Here is a 19672-nt window from a genome sequence, read left to right on the forward strand (position 1 = left end):
GGAGATCCAAATATGACAGTAACTTCGATCATGGAACAAATCCGAATTATTGAATACGATCCCTCCTATGCTGCCGCAGTTGCTGATATGTGGAACCGCAGTAACGAAAGTTGGGGAGGTGGCACCAACCAGAGAACGGAAGATACTGTTCGCCGGGAGATGGAGACTTCGTCCAATCTTCATGTATTTCTTGCCGTTCATGAGACAGAGGTTGTTGGCTTCTGCAGTTTTGCCCACTACCGTTATGACGAGAATGCCCTGTATGTACCGCTATTGAATGTGCGCCCCGATTATCACGGCTACAAGGTCGGACGTAATCTGATCCTGAACGCCGTTCGCAAGACCGTGGAAGCGGGATGGCCTCGCCTGGATCTGTTCACATGGGCAGGCAACACCAAGGCTGTACCGATGTACAAGAAATGCGGATTCTTTTGGGAGAAAAAAGATGATAACGTGCATCTCATGAACTTTATCCCGACCATCTTGCAGACGGAAGCACTTGCTCCTTATTTTGAGGAGCTGGATTGGTACGCAGACAGCACGCGTGAACTCGTCATTGAGCCGGATGGCCGACGGGTGCGTGGTTTCGATTTCTTTGATTATTCCTGGAAAAAGGGAGATATCTCCTTGCGAGCCGAATTCGAGAAGTCTGGTCGCGGGCTGACGGCTCTCGAAACACCAGATTACGAAATCTCAACAGAGATCGATGATCATGATCTCGTATTTGGTTCCGCATACAAGGTTCGCTATCGGATCGCGAACCGCTCAACTTCCGAGTTGAAATTCGAGATCAAGGGCCAGGACAACAAAAATATTCGTTTTGCGTTGGACGTTGCAAGAACGGTTGCTTCGGGAGAAACGGTAATTGTGGAGGGTGAGTTCCACCTTGATCCGGTTCAAGAGGAGCAAAGCCAGAATAAGACTCATCCCGTCGTCACGAGTACATGGCTGATCGGTGGCAGAAAGGCCGAGTTTCGTACGGGCGTTGCCCCGAAATTCCCGGCCAAGATCAACACAGCGTTGCCCGTAAAAGAGCTCTATACAGGCATCCCGGCCGAGCTGTACCTGAACGTAGAGAATAATTTTGATTCCGAAGCGGAATTCACTTTTGACCTGCCGGAGGATGCATTTCTAGAGTGGACAGAACCTTCGGTGCGCTTCACGGTCCCTTCAAAAGGCAAAGCCTCTGTACCGGTAACCTTCACCTTGCGTTCGTATGGTCTCTATTCGAGAGAAGTAGAGGTAACGGCTGTTCCGACGGATAGACAGGCGGTCTCTTTCACAACCAAGCTGTCTGTTCTGATGAAAGGTACACAAGGACGTTATGGCGGGAAAACGGAGATCAGTGGGTGGCCGTGAACGGTGCATTCTCCCTCCATATGAGTAAGCAAGAGAACAACATGTGGATTGAATACCCTGGCTCGGTTCACACGTTCTGGTGGACCTATCCAAAGCTGGGTAAGCCATTTGCAGAAGAGTTTTCTAAGAAACAAGCCAAGGAAGTGAACATCTATCCGGAGGGAGAAAACCAGGTTCTCGAAGCACTGTATGAATCGGAAGACTTTCCTGGTTTGGAGATCAAGTCCGTTGCCAAGCTGTCTGCTAATGGAATCGCTGAATTTCACCACGAGATTGGGAATACTCGCAGCGCAGAGCTGGAAGAAGATATGTTCTTGATGACGAACTTCGGTTTCTTCGGCAATCGGCTTATTCTCCCGTACCAAGGCCGTTATGTGGATATGGGTGATGCGTACTCTGGCGATCCGAGCCATTGGGACAGCTCCCAAATTACAGAGAACTGGCTGTTCTGTAAGGAAGAGTACGGTGCTTGCGGTATCTATTGGGACCCTTCCCTGAAGCTGCTTCGTCCGGAACATACACTGGGGTTGCAGCATGAGCTTGGCCGAATTCCAGCAGGAGCCGTTGTACGAACAAAGGCGACCGTATTTGCTCTGAACACCTTTGCCAAATGGCATGATTTCCGAGCTTTCGCTCGTAAACAGCCGATCACGGTTGTACCGACGCTGGACAACCATCTTGAGCTGGAATTGGGTGGTGGTAATCCGTTCGCCCAGGATGTGCTGACAGCAGAACTAATTGAACGGAAAATGGTTCCGCTCGCCGGACAGCTGGAACTGTACGTGCAGAATGGTGGCGCAACGGAGCATTTAGCTGGTGATATGGAATTAAATCGAGAGCAGGATCTGCGCTCTGCTAAATTGGAGTTCTCCCCTAAGGAAAAGGGTACGACCGAAGAACACGATCTTGGCTGGAAGGTTCAGGCCATATATCGAGGTGAGGATCGGATTCATGAACGGACCGCCCTTTGGTATCCGCAGACAGGAACAGCCGTTGATTGCGTGATTGAAGAAGGTCCAGCAGGTCCTGTGTACACGGTGATCAACGGAGTTCTTTCGTTGGCAGCTGCCCCTGGCTTCGGAAGTGTCGTGCATTCCTTGAAGTACCAGGGTGAAGAATGGCTGGACAGTACGTATCCGGAAGCAGCTCCACGTTCATGGTGGAATCCATGGTATGGCGGACTTGGTGTGGGTATCCCTGGTATGAACGGTTTCAGCCGTCAGTTGGAACAAAGAAGTGCAACTTGGACGGAGCGGAAGGATGACTACGGTAACGTCTGGAAAGGAATTCAGATCACGACTCGCATCGAGAAGCATGAAGCGAATCGGGGAATCACGGTACAGCAGCATTATCTCATGCTGCCGGGCGTTCCTGTTCTCTGTGAGTTGCATTCGGTTACGAACGAAAGTGGATTGGCGCTGGATTACTCGCTAGCGGAGGAACATTTCTTCAAACCTTCGCCTGTCTTTGCTGATGGTTGGCTGGAACACCCCGAGCAAGGGCGGTACCCTCTCGGAAAGGTAGACGGATATCTTCAGTCCAAGGGTTTCTTGCGAATGGGTGCAGTTTCGCGTAAAGACATGCTCCATGCAGTGAATCGTTACCCTAATCAGAATGCTGCGGGGTTTGTGAACAATGTGGTGCTTGGTCACAATGTGTATCACAATCTGCCACTGTTGAACGGGAAACGGTCTGGACAGAGCCGACCTATCTGATCTTGGGCAAATTCCTCTGAATCCAGAGGATGTACGTGGCCTTCTGCAGCTAAACTTTGCAACTTCAAAAGGTGAAAAGGAGGCTTAACATGCCGATTATTGATATTCATATTCATCTGTCGGACATCGACAGCTTTCATCGAACGGCGATCGATTTATCGAAAGTGGATTATTCTGCCGCTGGCCTCAAGGCGGAGTTTGATAAGAACGACGTTATTCTTGGCATCGGCATGGGGGTTACGGAGCAGTCGAAGGGAGCATTCCCGGATTCCAGTTCTCCCAACCCGATGGGACTTGATTTGGAAGAAACCGTTCCGTCATTCCTCATGGAATGCGTCGGCATTAATCCAAACCAGCTTGGTGGTGAACACGCTCAGGACGAGCTGGATCGGATTGAAGCACGATTGCAGGCGCCTGAGGTAGCTGGAATCAAACTATATGCGGGGTACTATCATCACTACGTATATGACAAGATTTACACTCCAGTCTATGAACTGGCAGCCAAGTATAATGTGCCGGTGGTTATTCATACAGGGGATACGTACTCCATGAATGGTTTGCTCAAGTATGCACATCCGCTAACCGTAGACGAATTAGCCTTTCAACAGCGCGGTGTGAATTTTATGATCTGTCATTTGGGAGATCCTTGGGTGATGGATGCTGCTGAAGTCGTGGCGAAGAACCCGAACGTTTACGCAGATTTGTCTGGTCTTGTGGTCGGTGATCGGCCCCAATTCGAACGGTTTATGAACGAATCCTTGTTCATGGATCATTTCCGCCGGGCGCTGGTGTATTCAGATCATTACGAGAAAATGCTGTTCGGAACTGACTGGCCGCTTGCGCCGATCGATCTGTATGCCGAATTCGTCCGCCGACTTGTGCCGGAGCAGCATCATGAGAAGGTATTCTACGAGAATGCTTTTGGACTATTTCCGCGTATTAAACAGCGAATTGCAGATCTGGGTTAGGCACCAGATCATTAGTATCTGAGGGGAATGTATGCCATGTATGTCATGGAAGACATACGATGTTGATGCTGGATTCCTATCATGTAAGCTAAGCTCCTGACACTTCTGGTGGCAGGAGCCTTTTTTATCCGGGAAAACAGTGAATTCTACCTACGGCTAACTTGGAATGAGTAAGGGATTAGGAGAACAAAGGTTGAGTTACCATCTTCATATATTTTTTTAAGTCGTCTTTTGCATGTGAGTGTTGCTCCCATACCCCAAGGCTCCAACTCATATAACGGATGCCAAGATAACGGGACGCCAGAGAGAAGTATTTTTCGAATTGCTCTTGTGGAATATCGTATCCGTGGGAACTTAGAGCCTCCCGATATATCGCTACTTGTTTTAAGTGGCTACAGCGTAAAGGAATATCGAAGAACAGGGAGCCATACCTTGCTTCCTCCCAATCGATAAAATAAACATTCTCATTGTTATGTACCAGTACGTTTCCGGGATTCAGATCATTATGGAGCATCGTATGCATATGTTCATCTTTGATTAGAACTTCAAGATCATCAACGATGCTACTGGCTACAGCTTCAATTTTCGATATGATCGGTAATCCAAATTCCTCAATGAATGCCGGACTTTCTATAGCGGTGTTCCACGAAGGTCTCCAACGTTTTTCCATCATGTCGATGATGTGATTTCGATCCACAGTGGGTATCCAGGGAAGTTCTTTTTCGACCCCATATTCGTTCCATGTATGTAAGCCAGCGCTCGTAATTCTTTATTCTGAAGCAGTTCCATATCCAGATGGCTATAATCGGTTTGGTAGTCCACATCCTGAATGCAGATCAAGCTGCGATCTTCAGTATGAGGTTCATTTGATAGACTAAAGGGCACATTAGCCCCTTGTGAAAATAATCTGGACAAGGCGGAGCGTTCAATGAACGTAGCCTTCTTCGTAACGAGAGAAAGGTCCGTTTTTACTCCATTTACTATGAGCTCAATATGATGTCGAAGCAATTCTACGGCCTGAAATCCTGCTTGAATAGAGTTACTTTCCATGCTTAGGATGTGAGCATCCGAGAATACATACTTATTAATCGTTTGTTCTATTAATGGTTGTACTGTGATAGGTTCCATACTCATCTGTTATCTCCTTTCTGTCGGTCAGTTAGTAGCATTTTTAATATTATCATTGAGGACTGGCTCTGCCAGAAGCATAAAGTTATTAATAAATCCATCTTTCTGAAGGAATATGGCTTCCATTTTTTGAGTGTTCATATCATAATAATAGATTCCTCGTTTCTGATCTGTACCTGCATCTGCTTGAATATTTTCCCCTAGGAAATAGAAACCTTGTCCGTCTTTAGACAAGAACAATCCACCGCTAGCCTTAATCGGGAGGTCAATCTTCTTTCGTAGTCCTGTTTTAATATCAACGATACTGTATTCAATTGGATATTTGTTAATATGTTTTGCCGTGGCAATCAGAATCTGATCTCCCCTTGCGGATAGAGTTAGAATTTGTTCCTTGTCCAGTTCAACAACCTTACGTGTCTGTTTCGAAATTCCATCAATCTCGATGATGGTATGTTTTGGAGGAACCATAGGCGTTTGGTTTTTATTAGACTCTTCCATCTGATGAAATTGCTCATCTTCTGAGAACTGAATGGCATAGGTTTTGCTCGTTTCCGGATTATATGTAATTTCCCATGTGGTTGTATCCGAGTCATTGTCATTTAATATAGTTATTTCATGACTTTCTTTATCAAAGAACATGACTTTGACAGGGCGTTCTCCCTTCTTTACTGCAGCTAGTACCAATGTATTGTCAACGGTATTCGGAATAATCGTATTGATTGCAAATAAGCCTGAGCTCATCTGCTGAGTCGTTTTTGTCTTTAGATCATAAGAAAATAACTCATCACCCTTACCTTCTCCACTTCCTGAATAGTAAATGGTTTCATCGGCTAAAGAAGCTACGGTTAAGGGGTATTGGGAGTTATAAGGTAGTTCCGCCGTTTTAGTTATAGATTTAGTAAGAAAGTCATAGGTGTATACATTCATGATCATGCCGTCACTGGTATCCGTTCCATTCACATATTCCGTGTTCGTAATCGAAATATATTCTTGTGGCTCAATAGTTGTCATTTCAAGTGGGTTCACTTCTTTCACTTGATTTTTTCCTGAACTACATCCCCAAGAAGAAGTAGAACAATCATAACTAAAATGAATTTTGCTCGGAAAAATTTGCTTTTCATGATCTCATCATCCTTTTCATCAGAGAAGATACTATAAGGCGACGTAAAATCGTCTTCTTTATAATATATTTTTTTTAACCGTGTAGGAGTATCAGTCTTTAAATAAAGAGAAAAAGACCATTTAAATGAAAAAATCAAGAATAAATGGCCATAAGGAATGTTCGTTGCCTTCTCTAAAAAAAATATTTTCTGCAAACGTTTTTCTTGCTGAAAGATTAGATACGATCTACCGATATAAAGTTATCCCATACAAAATTGGACACTAACATCGTAGAAACGGAAGGTGGATTTATTGTTAATCGCGAAGGCGAGAGAACGCATGATCAACATGTCGTTCAGAGTCAAATTACCGCTGATGATCAGTTTGCTGGTAACAATCGTATTGGTGGTAACAGCGATACTCTCTTACAGCGTAGCGGCTATCATTACGCTGGACAAAAGTAAGGATGAAATTAAAGCAACTTCTGACCGGATTGGTGCAGGTTTGCTTACCTCACTAACGCTGGAAGAACAATCGACGTTTCTGATTACAGCGCATCGCACTTTCCGGGATTTACTGGAGATTCGAAATACGGAAGGACAGAGTGACGAAACATTTTTCTCGGAAAATAGTGAACTGGTGGATAAGGCCAACGGAATTTTAGCAGACAGCTTGGCAGGGATGAAGGGCAACAGCGTTCTTATTCTGTTGGACCGAAAAGGTACCGTTGTTGCAGCAAACAATCCTGAAATACTCGGTGGGGAACGCACCAGCCGTACGTATTTCCAACAGGCCATGCAAGGGCAGAACTTCATCAGCGAAGGTGTGATCTCTGAATCGTTAGGGACACTGGGGACCGTCTCTGCCATGCCGATCTATAATGATAACAAGGAAGTGGAGGGCGTGCTCGCATCTACGGCCTCGACCTCATTTTTTGTGAACCAGCTGCAGGACATCAAAATTAATGAAGAAGGTAAGGTCATTATTCTGGATCGTGTAGGCACCGTGATGTTTAATTCCGCAGATGAGAAGACGGAGGGACAGAAGCTGGAATCCGGTGAATATCAATCACTGGTTGATCTGCCTTCAAATGGAGAGCTGCAACAAGGTGAAATTAGCACGGAGGATAAAGTTGTATTCTATTCCAAAATCCCGAGAGCGGACTGGACAATTATTGTTGAAGATAAGTTAAGTGATGTACGGAAACCCTTGGTTGCTATGGCCAATAAAATGTATATTGTATTGTTTAGTGCCATTGCGGTATCTGTCATTGCAGGCATACTAATCTCGCTGCTTGTCACCAAACCAATCTCGAAACTGACTGTATTGTTCAGACAACTTGCTAGCGGAGATCTCACAGTACAAGCTGAGGGAACATATAGCGGGGAATTCAAGCAACTGGTGGAGAGTTTCAATACAATGGCAGAAGACAATAAACAATTGATCTCCAGCATGAACCACTCTATCGGTGTTCTGAATGCAAGTACAACCGAGCTGGACAGGTCCACACAGCAGACGTCGGCATCTATTGCGGATACAACGACGACCGCAATGGAAATATCACGGGCGATGGAATCTCAGGCGAATGATACGGAAGCCATTGTGGATAAATTCATGAATGTGGGCAACAAGATTGAGAATGTGAACGAGATGTCCCAGGCGGTCAAGCAAAGGGCGGATGGAATTACCGAAGCATTCAAAAATAATCAAGCCGTTATTGATGCACTTATCGCGGTGAATGATCAGAACGAGAGCGAAGTTCGCAATATCTCGCAGACTACTCTACAACTCGCTGAGAGCTCTTCCGACATTCATCAGATCACAGGCACCATCGCCGAGATTGCGAATCAGACCAAGCTGCTTGCCCTGAATGCTTCCATTGAGGCTGCAAGAGCAGGGGAGCATGGGCGTGGTTTCGCTGTGGTTGCTTCCGAGATTCGCAAGCTTGCTGAACAGACAACGTCACAGTCCGAGGACATCAAGCGAATTGTAGGCAGAACGATTGAACATGTTGATCAGAACAATAGCAGTGTACAAGCGATCGAGGCGATTACACAACAGCAGAAGAGCAGTGTTAACCAGACCAAAGAGACCTTTACTTTTGTCACCCAAAACATGAATGACATGATGGATCAGGTTCAGGCTATCGCTTCCGAGATTGAATCCATTGAACGTGATAAGGATGACGTTATTGGAGCAGCACAGAATTTGTCAGCATCAGGGGAAGAAGTATCTGCATCTGTAGAGGAAGTGTCGGCTACAATGCAGGAACAGTCCGGCATGACCGAGCATTTGGCAGATATGGTGCAGACCATTAATGGATTGACCAAACAACTTGCCGAAGAATCATCCCGGTTCAAAATAAAATAGAAACAAGAAACAAGAAACAAGAAACAAGAAACATGGGGCATGTAGCACATGGGTGTTAAAACTGTAACGTTCTTGGTTCATTTCGAACTAAGAACCTCCTTTGAAAGTAATAAATACTAATCCGATACCCCAGCATACAACTGAACCTCCAAGCCCTATTTAGTTAAGGGCGAGGAGGTTTGTTTTTTATAAAAAAAGATCTGATGACATTGGATAAATCCTTTATGTAAAAAGTGAGGTTAACAACGAAACATTTACTGTCTTATTTACGTTTGAATAGGAAAGTAATGTAAATTTAGAGTGAGAAGGTGGTAACTTGATGCAAACACGAAGAAAAGTATTCATTTCCTTCATCGCGTGTCTCTTATTCATTCCTTCAGTAGCTTCGGCTAAAGAAGCTCAATTGAAGGCACCTGTGGTCAAAGCAGTGAAAGTGAAAAAAATCTGTCCTTCAGTGATTCTTGAACCACTTCAAACGCTCATAGACGAATATGAACTGAATAAAACAGAAGAAAAGATCGAAGTGAGTATTATGCTTAGATATGATCTAAACATATCCAAACAAAAGTTTTTGAAAACGAAATTCTCTGCGTTCAAGGACGCTGTCACCGACAAGGAGGGATTTGGGGGATACAGTTTTTTTGCCAAGTTGACGATTACCGAAATAGAGGAAGTGAGTACATGGGAGGCAATCTCTACCATCTCACTCCCATCGGACACGGTGTCCATCTATTAAGTATGTTTATGTTGAGAAGCCTAGAGTAAGCTGATTCTATGGAATCTAGCGAAGTATAAGGTTTTTTTTATGATGTTTCAAAAATATAGGAGGGCAGTATTTATCCAATTCCTCTGACAGAGATAATAAATCAGAGCTGTTTTGGATGCTCATCCATTTTTTGCGAACTCAGTTTATGTATACATAGAGAAGGTGAAGATATATTTTCCTCTGAGAATCGCGTAAGGGGGGATTCCTCAGGAAACGATCAGATTTAAGCTTACAGCGGGTAGCTACACCATAGGAGTCTTAGCTTACGATTCTGCTACGTATGCCTTGGATTGGACGGGGCAAATATCGATTCCGTGACAGATTTATAGGAAGAGAAATTTATAACAAAAGCCGGTCAACCCTTATGGGTGCCGGCTTTTGTCCTATTTGTAGTTTCAAGATCAGTGAGGTTATCGTACGAACCAACTGAGCGGCTGCGACGAAGTGTCTGCGGTATCCCGAAGATCATGGGCCTTGACATTGCTGCCGTAGATCATGGAATCACTGCTCAGTCGATAGGAAGGGAAGCTGTTCTCTGATTGCAGGCGAAGGCAAGGCTCGAAATAGATCTGTTGCTGTTTGTTAATGAGAAAAGGAAGCGAATCCGATTCAATCCGAATGTCATCACTGTCCGGCTCGCTAACGATCAGAAGCACTGCAGTACCATCACATCCGCATCCATCGGTGTCATAAAACAGCTTGAAATAGCCTGGCCGATCTCCCAGCATCGCGTTAAGTCTTGATTCTGCCAGCGGACTGACCTGAATGATCATAACGTCGTTCACACTCCTCTAATACCTTATGAATTCGCTTACAATCTAATATATGGAACATGAATGCAGAATAGAAGGTAAAATAAATGAAAAGAAGCGAAATCGCATTCATATAAGGCTTATCTACAAGGAAAACAGATATTACATATCTCAATGAGTGAGGAGTTTTTTGAGGACATACCCATGGAGAGATGTCGCTGATTCAGTCAAGCAACGGTACACAGATCGTGAATGCCTACGACAAGCTGTTTATTTGACTCGTGAATATGCCTCGGAATGAAACCCATTTCATCCCGATACCTTATCTGGTATGATAAGCAGGAATATTAGAGAAAAAGGATGGTTCCACATATGACACCGATTACTATATATGACATCGCCAAAGAAGCGAACGTATCCGTATCCACGGTCTCCCGTGTGCTGAATGATACGGCACCTGTGCGTGCAAGCACGAGGGAGAAGATCATGTCCATCATTGATAAACACCAGTTCCAACCCAACGCGCAGGCGCGCAGTCTGATCAAGAAAGAAACGGGAACGATTGCGATCATCCTGCCGGACATTACGAATCCTTTCTTTCCGGAAGTGTTCTGGGGAGCGGAGAACGAGGCACGTGGATTGGGGTATACATTCTTCCTGTGCAATACGGCCGGGGATTACAGCCGGGAGTCCGAGTATTTGTCCATTTTGCGCGAGAAGCGGGTAGATGGCATTATTTTTCTCGGTGGACGAATCAATATGCAGGTCTGTCCGGATGACATGGCTCAGGAATTGATTGATATGGGCAAACGCATGCCGATCGTGCTGGTTAATGGCAATATTGCCAAAGGTGGATTCCACCGCGTGTACACGGATGAAGGGGCAGGGGCGGTTTTGGCTGCTGAGCATTTGCTCGAACTGGGACATCGGGATTTTGCTTTTGTGGGCGGTTTGAAGGAGTTGTCTACCACGATGGTTAAGGTCAAAGCCATTCAGAAAAAACTGCGTGAGCATGGACTCGAAATTCCCAAAGAACGCCAACTGCTCGGAAGCTTCTCCATTGAAGACGGCAAACGAGAGATGTCCAAGCTGCTGGATCGCGGAAATCCTCCAACTGCGGTGATCTGTGTGAACGACTACACGGCAATTGGTGCGATTAAGGCGACCATTGAGCATGGCTTATCGATTCCCAAGGATATTTCCATTGTCGGTTTTGATGATACGCCGCTCGCCAGCGCGGTTATACCGGAATTAACGACCGTATCCCAGAATACGTATCAGCTGGGTAAGCTGGCCGTAGATAAGCTGCATGAGCTGATTAATCAGGGCAATCCGAAGAAACAAACTGTTCTGCAACCAGATCTTGTTGTACGCCAGAGTAGTGGACATGCACCACGATAATTGGGGAATGTTTGGAAAAGAAAGCGTTGACATTCCTTCGGAGGGTGAAATATAATGAGGTCGTGAATGAAACCCCTTTCATAAACTGGAACGGGTTTTAATTTTAAACTTTATGAAACCCATTTCATGAAACGGGTTTCAGTTGTCTGATCTTCCATTCATATTTCGAGGGGGCGTACGGTATGAGAAAAAGTTTAAAGGTCATTTCGTTATTGATGTTGGTCATGGTTATGGGTTTGACAGCCTGTAGCAAGGGGGATAGCGGTGCAGCTGGCGGCAAGGTCGATCTTAGCATGACGATCTGGGGCTCGGAGGATGAGAAGAAGATTTATCAGGAGAGACTCGACATTGTGAAGCAAACCTATCCCGATATTAATGTGAAACTGAACGTTGTTGCCGGGGACTATGACCAAAAGGTCCAGACAATGATCGCCGGAGGAACTGCACCGGACATCATGATGATTGCCGAGAACTATCAGGCGTACGCCTCCAAAAATCAAATTGTTCCGCTGGATGATATGATCCAGGCCAACAATGTGAATATGTCAGAGCGTTATTCGGACGACATTGCAAACCTGATGAAATTCGATGGTAAACAGTTCGGAATGCCGGACCGCGCAGGAGCGATGGTGCTCTTTTATAACAAGGATCTGTTTGACAAGGCTGGGGTGGAATATCCGACCAAAGAATGGACACAGGAGGATTTGCTCGCCGCTGCTCAGAAGCTGACGGTGAAGGAGAATGGCAAAACGGTTCAATGGGGTTACTACCCGGGCAGCTGGTGGCCGCAATGGATGCAGCTGATTTATCAAAACGGTGGTTCCCTGTTTGATGAGAGCGGCAAACCTACCTTTAATACCGAACCTGTACGTAAAGCGTTGCAATTCATGAATGACCTTACCTTCACACATGGTGTGGGGCCGACACCAACGGAAATTGCCGACATGGGAAATATCGGTGCTGACCCATTGTTCGCCCAAGGCAAGATTGCGATGGAAACGACGGGATTCTGGAATATCGGTTCACTTGCCAAGGTGGAAGGCATCAATTGGGACATTTCTCCGATATGGGGAGAGACCAACGCATTCTTCAATGGCTTCACGATTACGAACGCATCCAAGCATAAGGAAGAGGCATTCAAAATCATTGAGGCGCTGACTACACCTGAAGCACAATTGCCGATGATCAAAGCGGGTCAGGATGCCCCGGCTACGAAGGCCGGCCTGTCCAGTGATGAGTTCCTGAATGCAGAATACGGCGGCAAGAAAATCAACATGGCTGCTTTCAGCGAATCCACCATTTACGCAGAACCATTCAATCCGCAATGGAATGAAATGATGAAGCTCATTAATGACAAGCTGGGTGTCTACTTCAACGATAAAGCCTCACTGGACGATACGGTGACTGAAATTCAGAGCGGACTGGAAAGAATCTACAAATAGCATCGACAGGGAGCAGACGGAATTCGGCATGAATCCGGGTTCCGTCTGCTCGCTTCGTTATGGGAGGGCTTAACGTGAGAAAAAAGGACGGGAAATGGTTTTATATTTTCATCTCGCCTTGGCTGATTGGATTCCTTGGACTTACCCTGGGTCCGATTCTGTTTTCCATCTACATGAGCTTCACCAATTGGGATCTGTTCCAGTCTCCTGAATTCATCGGTGTGGACAATTACAAAAACCTGCTGACCGATGATCCGATCTTCTGGAAATCCGTCGGCAATACCTTCTTCTACGCATTAATATCGATTCCGCTGGGCATGTCCATCTCGCTCTGGATCGCCTATTACCTTAACAAAAAAATTAAGGGTATTACCTTTTTTCGCATCCTGTTCTATCTGCCTTCCGTCGTTCCGGTGGTTGCAAGCTCACTACTCTTCATCCATCTGCTTGCGCCAACGGAAGGGTTAATTAACCAGGGGCTTGCCATCTTCGGCATTCAGGGTCCTGCGTGGCTTCTCGATCCAAACTGGGTTAAGCCTGCCTTGATTCTCATGTCACTATGGGGCGTTGGGGGCGGCGTGGTACTGCTGCTGGCGGGTATGAAAGGTATCCCTCAGGAGCTGTACGAGGCCGCCGCCATTGATGGGGCGAAGAGCTCGCAATCCTTCTTCCACATTACATTTCCGATGCTGACTCCCGTCATCTTCTTCAATCTCGTCACCGGAATGATCGGAGCGCTCCAGACGTTCGCACAGGTATTCATCGTCACAGCAGGTGGACCAGACAATGCCAGTCAGATGGTCGTTCCTTACCTGTTCCAGAATGCGTTCCAGTTCTACAAGATGGGGTATGCATCGGCCATTGCCTGGGTGCTGTTCATCATCATCATGGCGTTGACCCTGGTTGTGTTCCGTTCGTCGGCGCTATGGGTGCATTACGAGGAGGGAAAAGCCAATGAGTAATCCATCCACTGTGGAGAAAACGATATCCTACATCTTTCTGATTCTGGTTGGGGTGCTGCTTGCTTCCCCTTTCCTGTACATGATCTCCATTGCCTTGGCGAGTGATGCTACAACAGTAAAATCAGCCTTTACCTTCATACCACTCGAATTCCAATGGTCCAATTTCTACACAATCTTCACGAATAACAATCTGGGTACGTATCTGAAAAATTCAGTCATTATTACCGTGATTACCATTGTCGGATCGGTATTGTCCGCTTCGGTCGTATCTTACGGCTTCGCTCGGATCAAGGCGAGAGGCAGTCGGTTCCTGTTCATTGTACTGCTCAGTACAATGATGATTCCGGGCGAAGTGACGATGGTGCCGCAGTTCATCATCTTCCGCCATCTGGACTGGATCAATACATTCTTTCCATTGATCGTACCGAGCTTCTTCGCTGGAGCGTTCAATGTATTTCTCATTCGGCAGTTCGTCATGAGCATTCCGAAGTCGCTGGATGAAGCTGCCATGATCGACGGCATGGGACATCCGGGAATCTACTGGAAGATCATTATGCCGCTCACGTATCCGATACTTGCTGCCATCGCCATTTTCTCATTCTCCTATAACTGGGGGAACTTCATGGGGCCGCTCATTTACATCAATGATCCGGAGAAAATGCCACTCGCGCTCGGTGTTCAGCTTCTGACTACCGTAGGTGGGGACAGATGCCGCCATGGAACCTCGTTATGATTGCTTCCCTGTTCCTGACCATTCCGATGGTGCTGGTGTATCTGTTCGGTCAGCGTTATGTCTATGAAGCGAATATCAGTGGCGGCAGCAGCGGAATCAAGTAACGGGAGGTGCAGCATTGCAGAACCAGCCAAGCGTGAAAGCCAGCGACCGAATACGATACTGCACATGGGGAAAGGGGCGTATGCATCATGGATCATAACAACCCCCCTTTTGAGAACGACAGGAATGATAACCATGTTCATACCAAGCATGATTACAAAAATCGGATTCGGCATGACAGGAATGAACATAACAAGCATCGCCGGTGGTGCAAGCAGAGCTACATTCTGATGAGTGTGGCCCTGGTCGCGCTGCTTGCTGGAGGAGGAATTATCATCAATCATTTTGTCAACGAATCATCCAAAACAATTGCATTCCAAGGTGAACCGGTACGTCTGAAGCTGGAGCAGTCCTATGATCATTTTGAAGGCTGGGGTACGTCGCTCGCGTGGTGGGCCAACAATCTTGGAGGATGGAAAGATCAATCAAAGGTCGATGAAGTCATGGACCTGGTATTTGACCCGGAGAAAGGACTTGGTCTGAACATTGTTCGCTACAACATTGGCGGAGAGGAGAATCCCGACATGAAGGCCCTTCGGCCCGGAGGCGATGTTCCCGGCTTCCAGCCTGAACCCGGCGTGTGGGACTGGGAGGCAGATGCAGGACAACGTGCCATATTACAGGGTTCTCTCGAACGTGGGGTCAACATTGCCGAAGCGTTCTCCAATTCACCACCCTACTGGATGACAATCAGCGGTTCGGTTACGGGTGCGGTGGATGGCAGCAACAATCTGCGAGAGGATCAGTATGATGCATTTGCAGATTATCTGACCGAGGTCGTGAAGCATTATCGCGATGAGTGGGGCATTACGTTCCGCACGCTTGACCCGCTCAATGAACCATCCTCGGACTGGTGGAAGAAGGGCAATATGCAGGAAGGCAGCCATTTTACCAATGACAAACAGGCCAAGATTATCCAGAAGGTTGCGGCATCGCTCAAAAGTAAAGGACTGGATGATACGGTCATCAGTGCTGCGGACGATAACAGCATTGACGAGACCGTTCACAATTTCAGCCTCTATGATCAGGACACGCTCGATGTGATCGACCAGATTAATACGCACTCCTATAATGGTAGCAAAATGGAAGAACTGCGCACGCTGGCTGAACGGTATGGCAAGAAACTGTGGATGTCCGAGTACGGAACAGGCGGTAGCGAACCGCATAGTCACGAGGACATGACTTCCGTGCAGGAACTGGCGGAGCGCATCATGTTTGATCTGAAAATCATGCAGCCTTCTGCATGGGTGTATTGGCAGGCCGTTGAAGATGAAGGTGCCAACAATAACTGGGGCTTTATTCATGCCAACTTTAATGGAGAAGAGCAGTATGAGATGACCAAGCAGTATTATGGCATGGCCCAGTTTACGAAGTTCATCCGTCCAGGTGCAAAGATTATTCCAACAGATGATGGGCGAACACTGGCTGCCTATGATGCAGAGCAGAAGAGACTGGTATTGGTCATTCGCAATGAGTTATCTGCCGGAACTACAGCATTTGAACTGGGGGCGTTTGACCTCAATAGTACGTCTACGGCACAGGTGTACCAGACGTCACCGGATCGGAACATGGAGGAGCTTGAAGATGTTCCGGTGTATGCCAATGGATTGGAAGTATCGACTGCGGACAATTCTATCACCACCGTGGTATTGGAAGGCATAACAATGCAGGCGAACTGAGGGTTAAGCAATATCTAATTTTGAATTACAGGACATATGAACTTAAACACAGAGAAGGAGGGCTTATCTTTGACAGAGAAACCATCCCTTTTGCTTCAGGAGCAGGAGAAGAGTATACAGGCCAGCGCTGAGCGCAGCGTTCAATCCGAACTGACTTACGATCAACGCAGCTTCATCATGAATGGAGAACGAGTCTTTCTGAACAGTGCTACCATCCATTATTTCCGCATGCCGAGGGAGGAATGGAGGGAAGTATTAATGAAGGCAAAGCTGGCTGGCATGAATTGCATTGATACCTATTTTGCCTGGAACGTGCATGAACCGGAAGAAGGACAATGGTCGTTCGAGGGTGACAATGATTGTGGAGCCTTTCTGGACCTTTGTGCAGAGTTAGGCATGTACGTCATCGCGAGGCCGGGTCCGTTTATTTGCGCTGAATGGGATTTCGGCGGCTTCCCGTATTGGCTGGAAACGAAGCCGGGAATCAAGTTCCGACAAAATAATGAAGCCTATCTCTATTATGTAGATCTGTATTTTGACCGAATTATTCCAATCATCCGCGAGCGCCAGCTATCTGCCGGAGGCACAGTTATTCTCGTACAGGTCGAGAATGAATACGAATATCTGATGGATGATGCAGCAGCGAGTGCTCATATGAACCATCTTCGGGATAGCTTGCTTTTACGAGGGATCGACGTTCCGCTTATCACCTGTGTGGGTGGTGCGGAGGGCACAATCGAAGGGGCCAACTTCTGGTCGGGTGCTGATGGGCATTATGCGAAGCTTCGGGAGAAGCAGCCGGATACACCGAAGATCGTTACAGAATTTTGGACGGGATGGTTTGAAAATTGGGGTGGGCCTTCTGCCATTCAGAAGACGGCGCCATTGTTTGAGAAACGCATGATGGAAATTCTTCGCACCGGCTATACCGGAATCAGTCATTACATGTTCTACGGCGGGACCAACTTTGGCGGATACGGTGGCAGAACCGTGGGCAGCAGCGATATTTTCATGATTACCTCTTACGATTATGATGCGCCGCTGAACGAGTACGGGCGGGTGACGGCCAAGTATGCTGTAGCCAAAACGTTATCCTATGTTGTCCATGCGTTTGGAACATTGCTGATGGAGACGGAGGAAGTGCCAGCAGAGCAGATCAAGGTGCGTCATCCACACGGCGTTTCGGTACGAGGCAGGTCTAAAGGCAGCGAGAAGATATGGTTCCTTGAGAGTCACAAGGATGAGCGGGAGACGGTTCACGTCACGCTGGAGGAAGGCCGGACGCTCCCTGTATCTCTGAATCCGGGGCAGATTATTCCGATACTGGACAGGGTGGAGATTGCCGAGAATGTATACCTGACAGGCGGCACGATGATTACGGGCAATGAAGTAGTGCACGGGGAATTGACTCTGTTCATCATTGCGGATGCGGGACAGCGTTCAGTCGTGGAACTGGAAACGAACGCCTTGAATGTAAAGCGTAGCAACATGCAAGTACTGGTTGAACATGATCAGTTAAACGGAGCCTATCGCTTCGATCTGGTACATTTCCGAGAGCCAGGCATCATTCATCTGGAGGCAAGCGGTATCTCCATTCGGTTTGTGATACTGGACAAGGAAATGATGGATCGCACGTGGAGAATCGATGGAGGTGGAGAGCCGGATCAGCTGCGATATGCAATCGGATTTGATGATATTGATGTCTCCCTTTCAGGGCAGGTCACAGGGATGATCTCTGATCCGAATCGAAATATTTTGCTTCTCGGGAGCTGGACGGAAGGTGAACGGACGTTGACTGGACATGAGTTCATACACGGAGAAGGAAACGATTCACAGAGCGGCGTACAGGATGGACATGTTCAGGAGTCATCCGCAGCCATTCAGCATGCGCAGTTCACAACGCCACCAATGCCACCGAAACTGTCGGGTTCCCCTGAGCTGTCTCGTGTGACATTGACAGCGGAACAGCGTGCTTCGAGTGGTCAACCCGATCATTTTTCCCAGTACGGACAGGATTTTGGGTATTTGTTGTACGAGTGCGACTTCGACCGTCCGGAGGATGGAATCACCACGCTCATTCTGCCGGATCTTCAGGACACGGCCAGAATATATGTTAATCGTGTGGAGAAAGCGCTGGTGCGTCAAGTTGGTGCAGCCGGTGTCCAGGTGCAGACGACGAAAGGAAAGAATACACTTCAGGTGCTGGTACAGCATATGGGCAGGCTGAATTTTTCTCCATATTTGGGTGAAAGCAAAGGTCTGGCAGGACCTGTGTATATCGGTGGTTCCGTTCAGGATATCCGCCGGAATTGGCGGACTGAGCATGGGGTGGTTCACCTTGATGAAGTGAATCAGCTTCAGGAGGCTCCGCTTCTGAGCAGAAGCTTTACGCTGGATGGCATGGACCGTGCGATTCTCGTTGGAGCGGTGAGCCAGGGGTTACGCATCAATGGCATGGATGTGCCGATGGATGGATATCAGGACTGGTTTTCGTTCAACACATTGGATCTTTCCATTTACTTACGACCGGGAGAGATCAACACGCTGGAGATGCCTTATCGCAGAACACCCTTGAACCGGTTGGAACTGATCCTTTACCGGAGCGAAGAGGAGTTGAAGGATTGGCGCATGGCAGGTACGGATGCCTTGCTGCCGCAACAATGGGAGACGTATGAGGCATCAAATGAGTCAGGTGATCTCACTAAAAGTGGGCAGGCTGCTGGCTATAGTGGCAATCGTAGTGCCATTTCTGTGGGTAGCGATTCGCATGGTCAGCCTGTTTGGTACCGCTGGCGCTTCTCCAAATCAGCTGTGCCAGAACAGTACCGAGTGAACCTGATGCTTCGCCTTACCGGGATGAGCAAGGGAACACTTCATCTGAACGGGCATCATCTGGGACGTTACTGGCAGATCGGTCCGCAAGAGGATTACAAAATTCCGGTATCCTGGCTGCAGGATGAGAATGAATTGCTGCTGTTTGATGAGGAAGGCCGGACGCCAGAACGGGTGCGCTTCTTGTATGATAACTTGTCCCAGTATCCATGGGTTGTGGTCGAGTAAATCTTCTTTTTATTGTACCCTGCAAGGGAACGGGGTCTGTTCTAATCAGTCGTGTCCTGTTCTAGGTAGTCGCCTTTATTCTCTTAGCCTCTCTTAGCGGAGACTGCTCGGATAATTGAATCTATAGATTCTGA

General features: G+C 47.2%; 16 protein-coding genes. 12 read left to right on the plus strand and 4 right to left on the minus strand.

Features of this window, described 5'->3' with window-relative positions; all coding sequences use genetic code 11:
* Positions 1–12: 12 nt before the first annotated feature.
* The 3 genes from ACTWJ7_RS11065 (at position 13) to ACTWJ7_RS11075 (ending at position 4042) form a co-directional block, all read left to right on the plus strand.
* Entirely contained in the window at positions 13–1359 is a 1347-nt protein-coding gene (locus ACTWJ7_RS11065) for a GNAT family N-acetyltransferase (protein WP_443145426.1), read from the plus strand.
* On the plus strand, positions 1350–3074 hold the full coding sequence (locus ACTWJ7_RS11070) for a hypothetical protein (RefSeq protein WP_443145427.1): 1725 nt from the start codon (positions 1350–1352) through the stop codon (positions 3072–3074). The genes ACTWJ7_RS11065 and ACTWJ7_RS11070 overlap by 10 nt, the downstream gene beginning before the upstream one ends.
* Before the next feature lie 89 nt (positions 3075–3163).
* The gene (locus tag ACTWJ7_RS11075; RefSeq protein WP_079350519.1) at positions 3164–4042 is read left to right on the plus strand and encodes an amidohydrolase family protein; all 879 of its coding nucleotides are present in this window, start codon (positions 3164–3166) and stop codon (positions 4040–4042) included.
* Positions 4043–4220: 178 nt separating this feature from the next.
* Here the strand turns inward: ACTWJ7_RS11075 and ACTWJ7_RS11080 are convergent, their stop codons facing one another.
* The 3 genes from ACTWJ7_RS11080 to ACTWJ7_RS11090 are packed head-to-tail and all read right to left on the minus strand — an operon-like array spanning position 4221 to position 6205.
* Complete coding sequence (locus ACTWJ7_RS11080) at positions 4221–4739, minus strand: phosphotransferase (protein WP_443145428.1); 519 nt, start codon at positions 4737–4739, stop codon at positions 4221–4223.
* Positions 4712–5176: a hypothetical protein gene (locus ACTWJ7_RS11085; protein ID WP_443145429.1), complete on the minus strand. Its 465-nt coding sequence runs from the start codon at positions 5174–5176 to the stop codon at positions 4712–4714. Before ACTWJ7_RS11085 ends, ACTWJ7_RS11080 begins: the two co-directional genes overlap by 28 nt.
* Positions 5177–5197: 21 nt before the next feature.
* The gene (locus tag ACTWJ7_RS11090; protein WP_443145430.1) at positions 5198–6205 is read right to left on the minus strand and encodes a hypothetical protein; all 1008 of its coding nucleotides are present in this window, start codon (positions 6203–6205) and stop codon (positions 5198–5200) included.
* Positions 6206–6583: 378 nt separating this feature from the next.
* Here ACTWJ7_RS11090 and ACTWJ7_RS11095 point away from each other — a divergent pair, with 378 nt between their 5' ends.
* Positions 6584–8641, plus strand: coding sequence for a methyl-accepting chemotaxis protein (locus ACTWJ7_RS11095; RefSeq protein ID WP_301878177.1), 2058 nt, complete (start codon positions 6584–6586; stop codon positions 8639–8641).
* 319 nt (positions 8642–8960) lie between these two features.
* Positions 8961–9377 (plus strand): hypothetical protein, encoded by a 417-nt coding sequence (locus ACTWJ7_RS11100; protein WP_301878176.1) that lies wholly within the window; start codon positions 8961–8963, stop codon positions 9375–9377.
* Between the two features lie 440 nt (positions 9378–9817).
* Here the strand turns inward: ACTWJ7_RS11100 and ACTWJ7_RS11105 are convergent, their stop codons facing one another.
* Positions 9818–10192 (minus strand): iron-sulfur cluster biosynthesis family protein, encoded by a 375-nt coding sequence (locus ACTWJ7_RS11105; protein ID WP_443145431.1) that lies wholly within the window; start codon positions 10190–10192, stop codon positions 9818–9820.
* A gap of 339 nt (positions 10193–10531) precedes the next feature.
* On the opposite strand from ACTWJ7_RS11105, the gene ACTWJ7_RS11110 reads away from it, so the two are divergent.
* The 7 genes from ACTWJ7_RS11110 to ACTWJ7_RS11140 all read left to right on the plus strand — a co-directional run bounded on the left by ACTWJ7_RS11110 (position 10532) and on the right by ACTWJ7_RS11140 (position 19538).
* Positions 10532–11560, plus strand: coding sequence for a LacI family DNA-binding transcriptional regulator (locus tag ACTWJ7_RS11110; RefSeq protein ID WP_301878175.1), 1029 nt, complete (start codon positions 10532–10534; stop codon positions 11558–11560).
* A gap of 182 nt (positions 11561–11742) precedes the next feature.
* Positions 11743–13002: an ABC transporter substrate-binding protein gene (locus tag ACTWJ7_RS11115; RefSeq protein WP_079350513.1), complete on the plus strand. Its 1260-nt coding sequence runs from the start codon at positions 11743–11745 to the stop codon at positions 13000–13002.
* A 74-nt stretch (positions 13003–13076) separates the two neighbouring features.
* Entirely contained in the window at positions 13077–13964 is an 888-nt protein-coding gene (locus ACTWJ7_RS11120; protein ID WP_079350512.1) for a carbohydrate ABC transporter permease, read from the plus strand.
* Positions 13957–14697, plus strand: coding sequence for a carbohydrate ABC transporter permease (locus ACTWJ7_RS11125; RefSeq protein ID WP_443145432.1), 741 nt, complete (start codon positions 13957–13959; stop codon positions 14695–14697). Before ACTWJ7_RS11120 ends, ACTWJ7_RS11125 begins: the two co-directional genes overlap by 8 nt.
* Positions 14673–14801, plus strand: a complete 129-nt coding sequence (locus tag ACTWJ7_RS11130; RefSeq protein ID WP_443145433.1) for a hypothetical protein — start codon at positions 14673–14675, stop codon at positions 14799–14801. The genes ACTWJ7_RS11125 and ACTWJ7_RS11130 overlap by 25 nt, the downstream gene beginning before the upstream one ends.
* 87 nt (positions 14802–14888) lie before the next feature.
* The gene (locus ACTWJ7_RS11135) at positions 14889–16478 is read left to right on the plus strand and encodes a glycoside hydrolase family 30 protein (protein WP_301878172.1); all 1590 of its coding nucleotides are present in this window, start codon (positions 14889–14891) and stop codon (positions 16476–16478) included.
* Positions 16479–16547: 69 nt separating this feature from the next.
* Positions 16548–19538, plus strand: coding sequence for a beta-galactosidase (locus ACTWJ7_RS11140; RefSeq protein WP_301878170.1), 2991 nt, complete (start codon positions 16548–16550; stop codon positions 19536–19538).
* The last annotated feature ends 134 nt before the right edge of the window (positions 19539–19672 follow it).

The sequence above is a fragment of the Paenibacillus sp. 1A_MP2 genome (assembly GCF_052244825.1).
In the GTDB taxonomy this organism is placed as follows: Bacteria; Bacillota; Bacilli; order Paenibacillales; family Paenibacillaceae; genus Paenibacillus; species Paenibacillus vandeheii.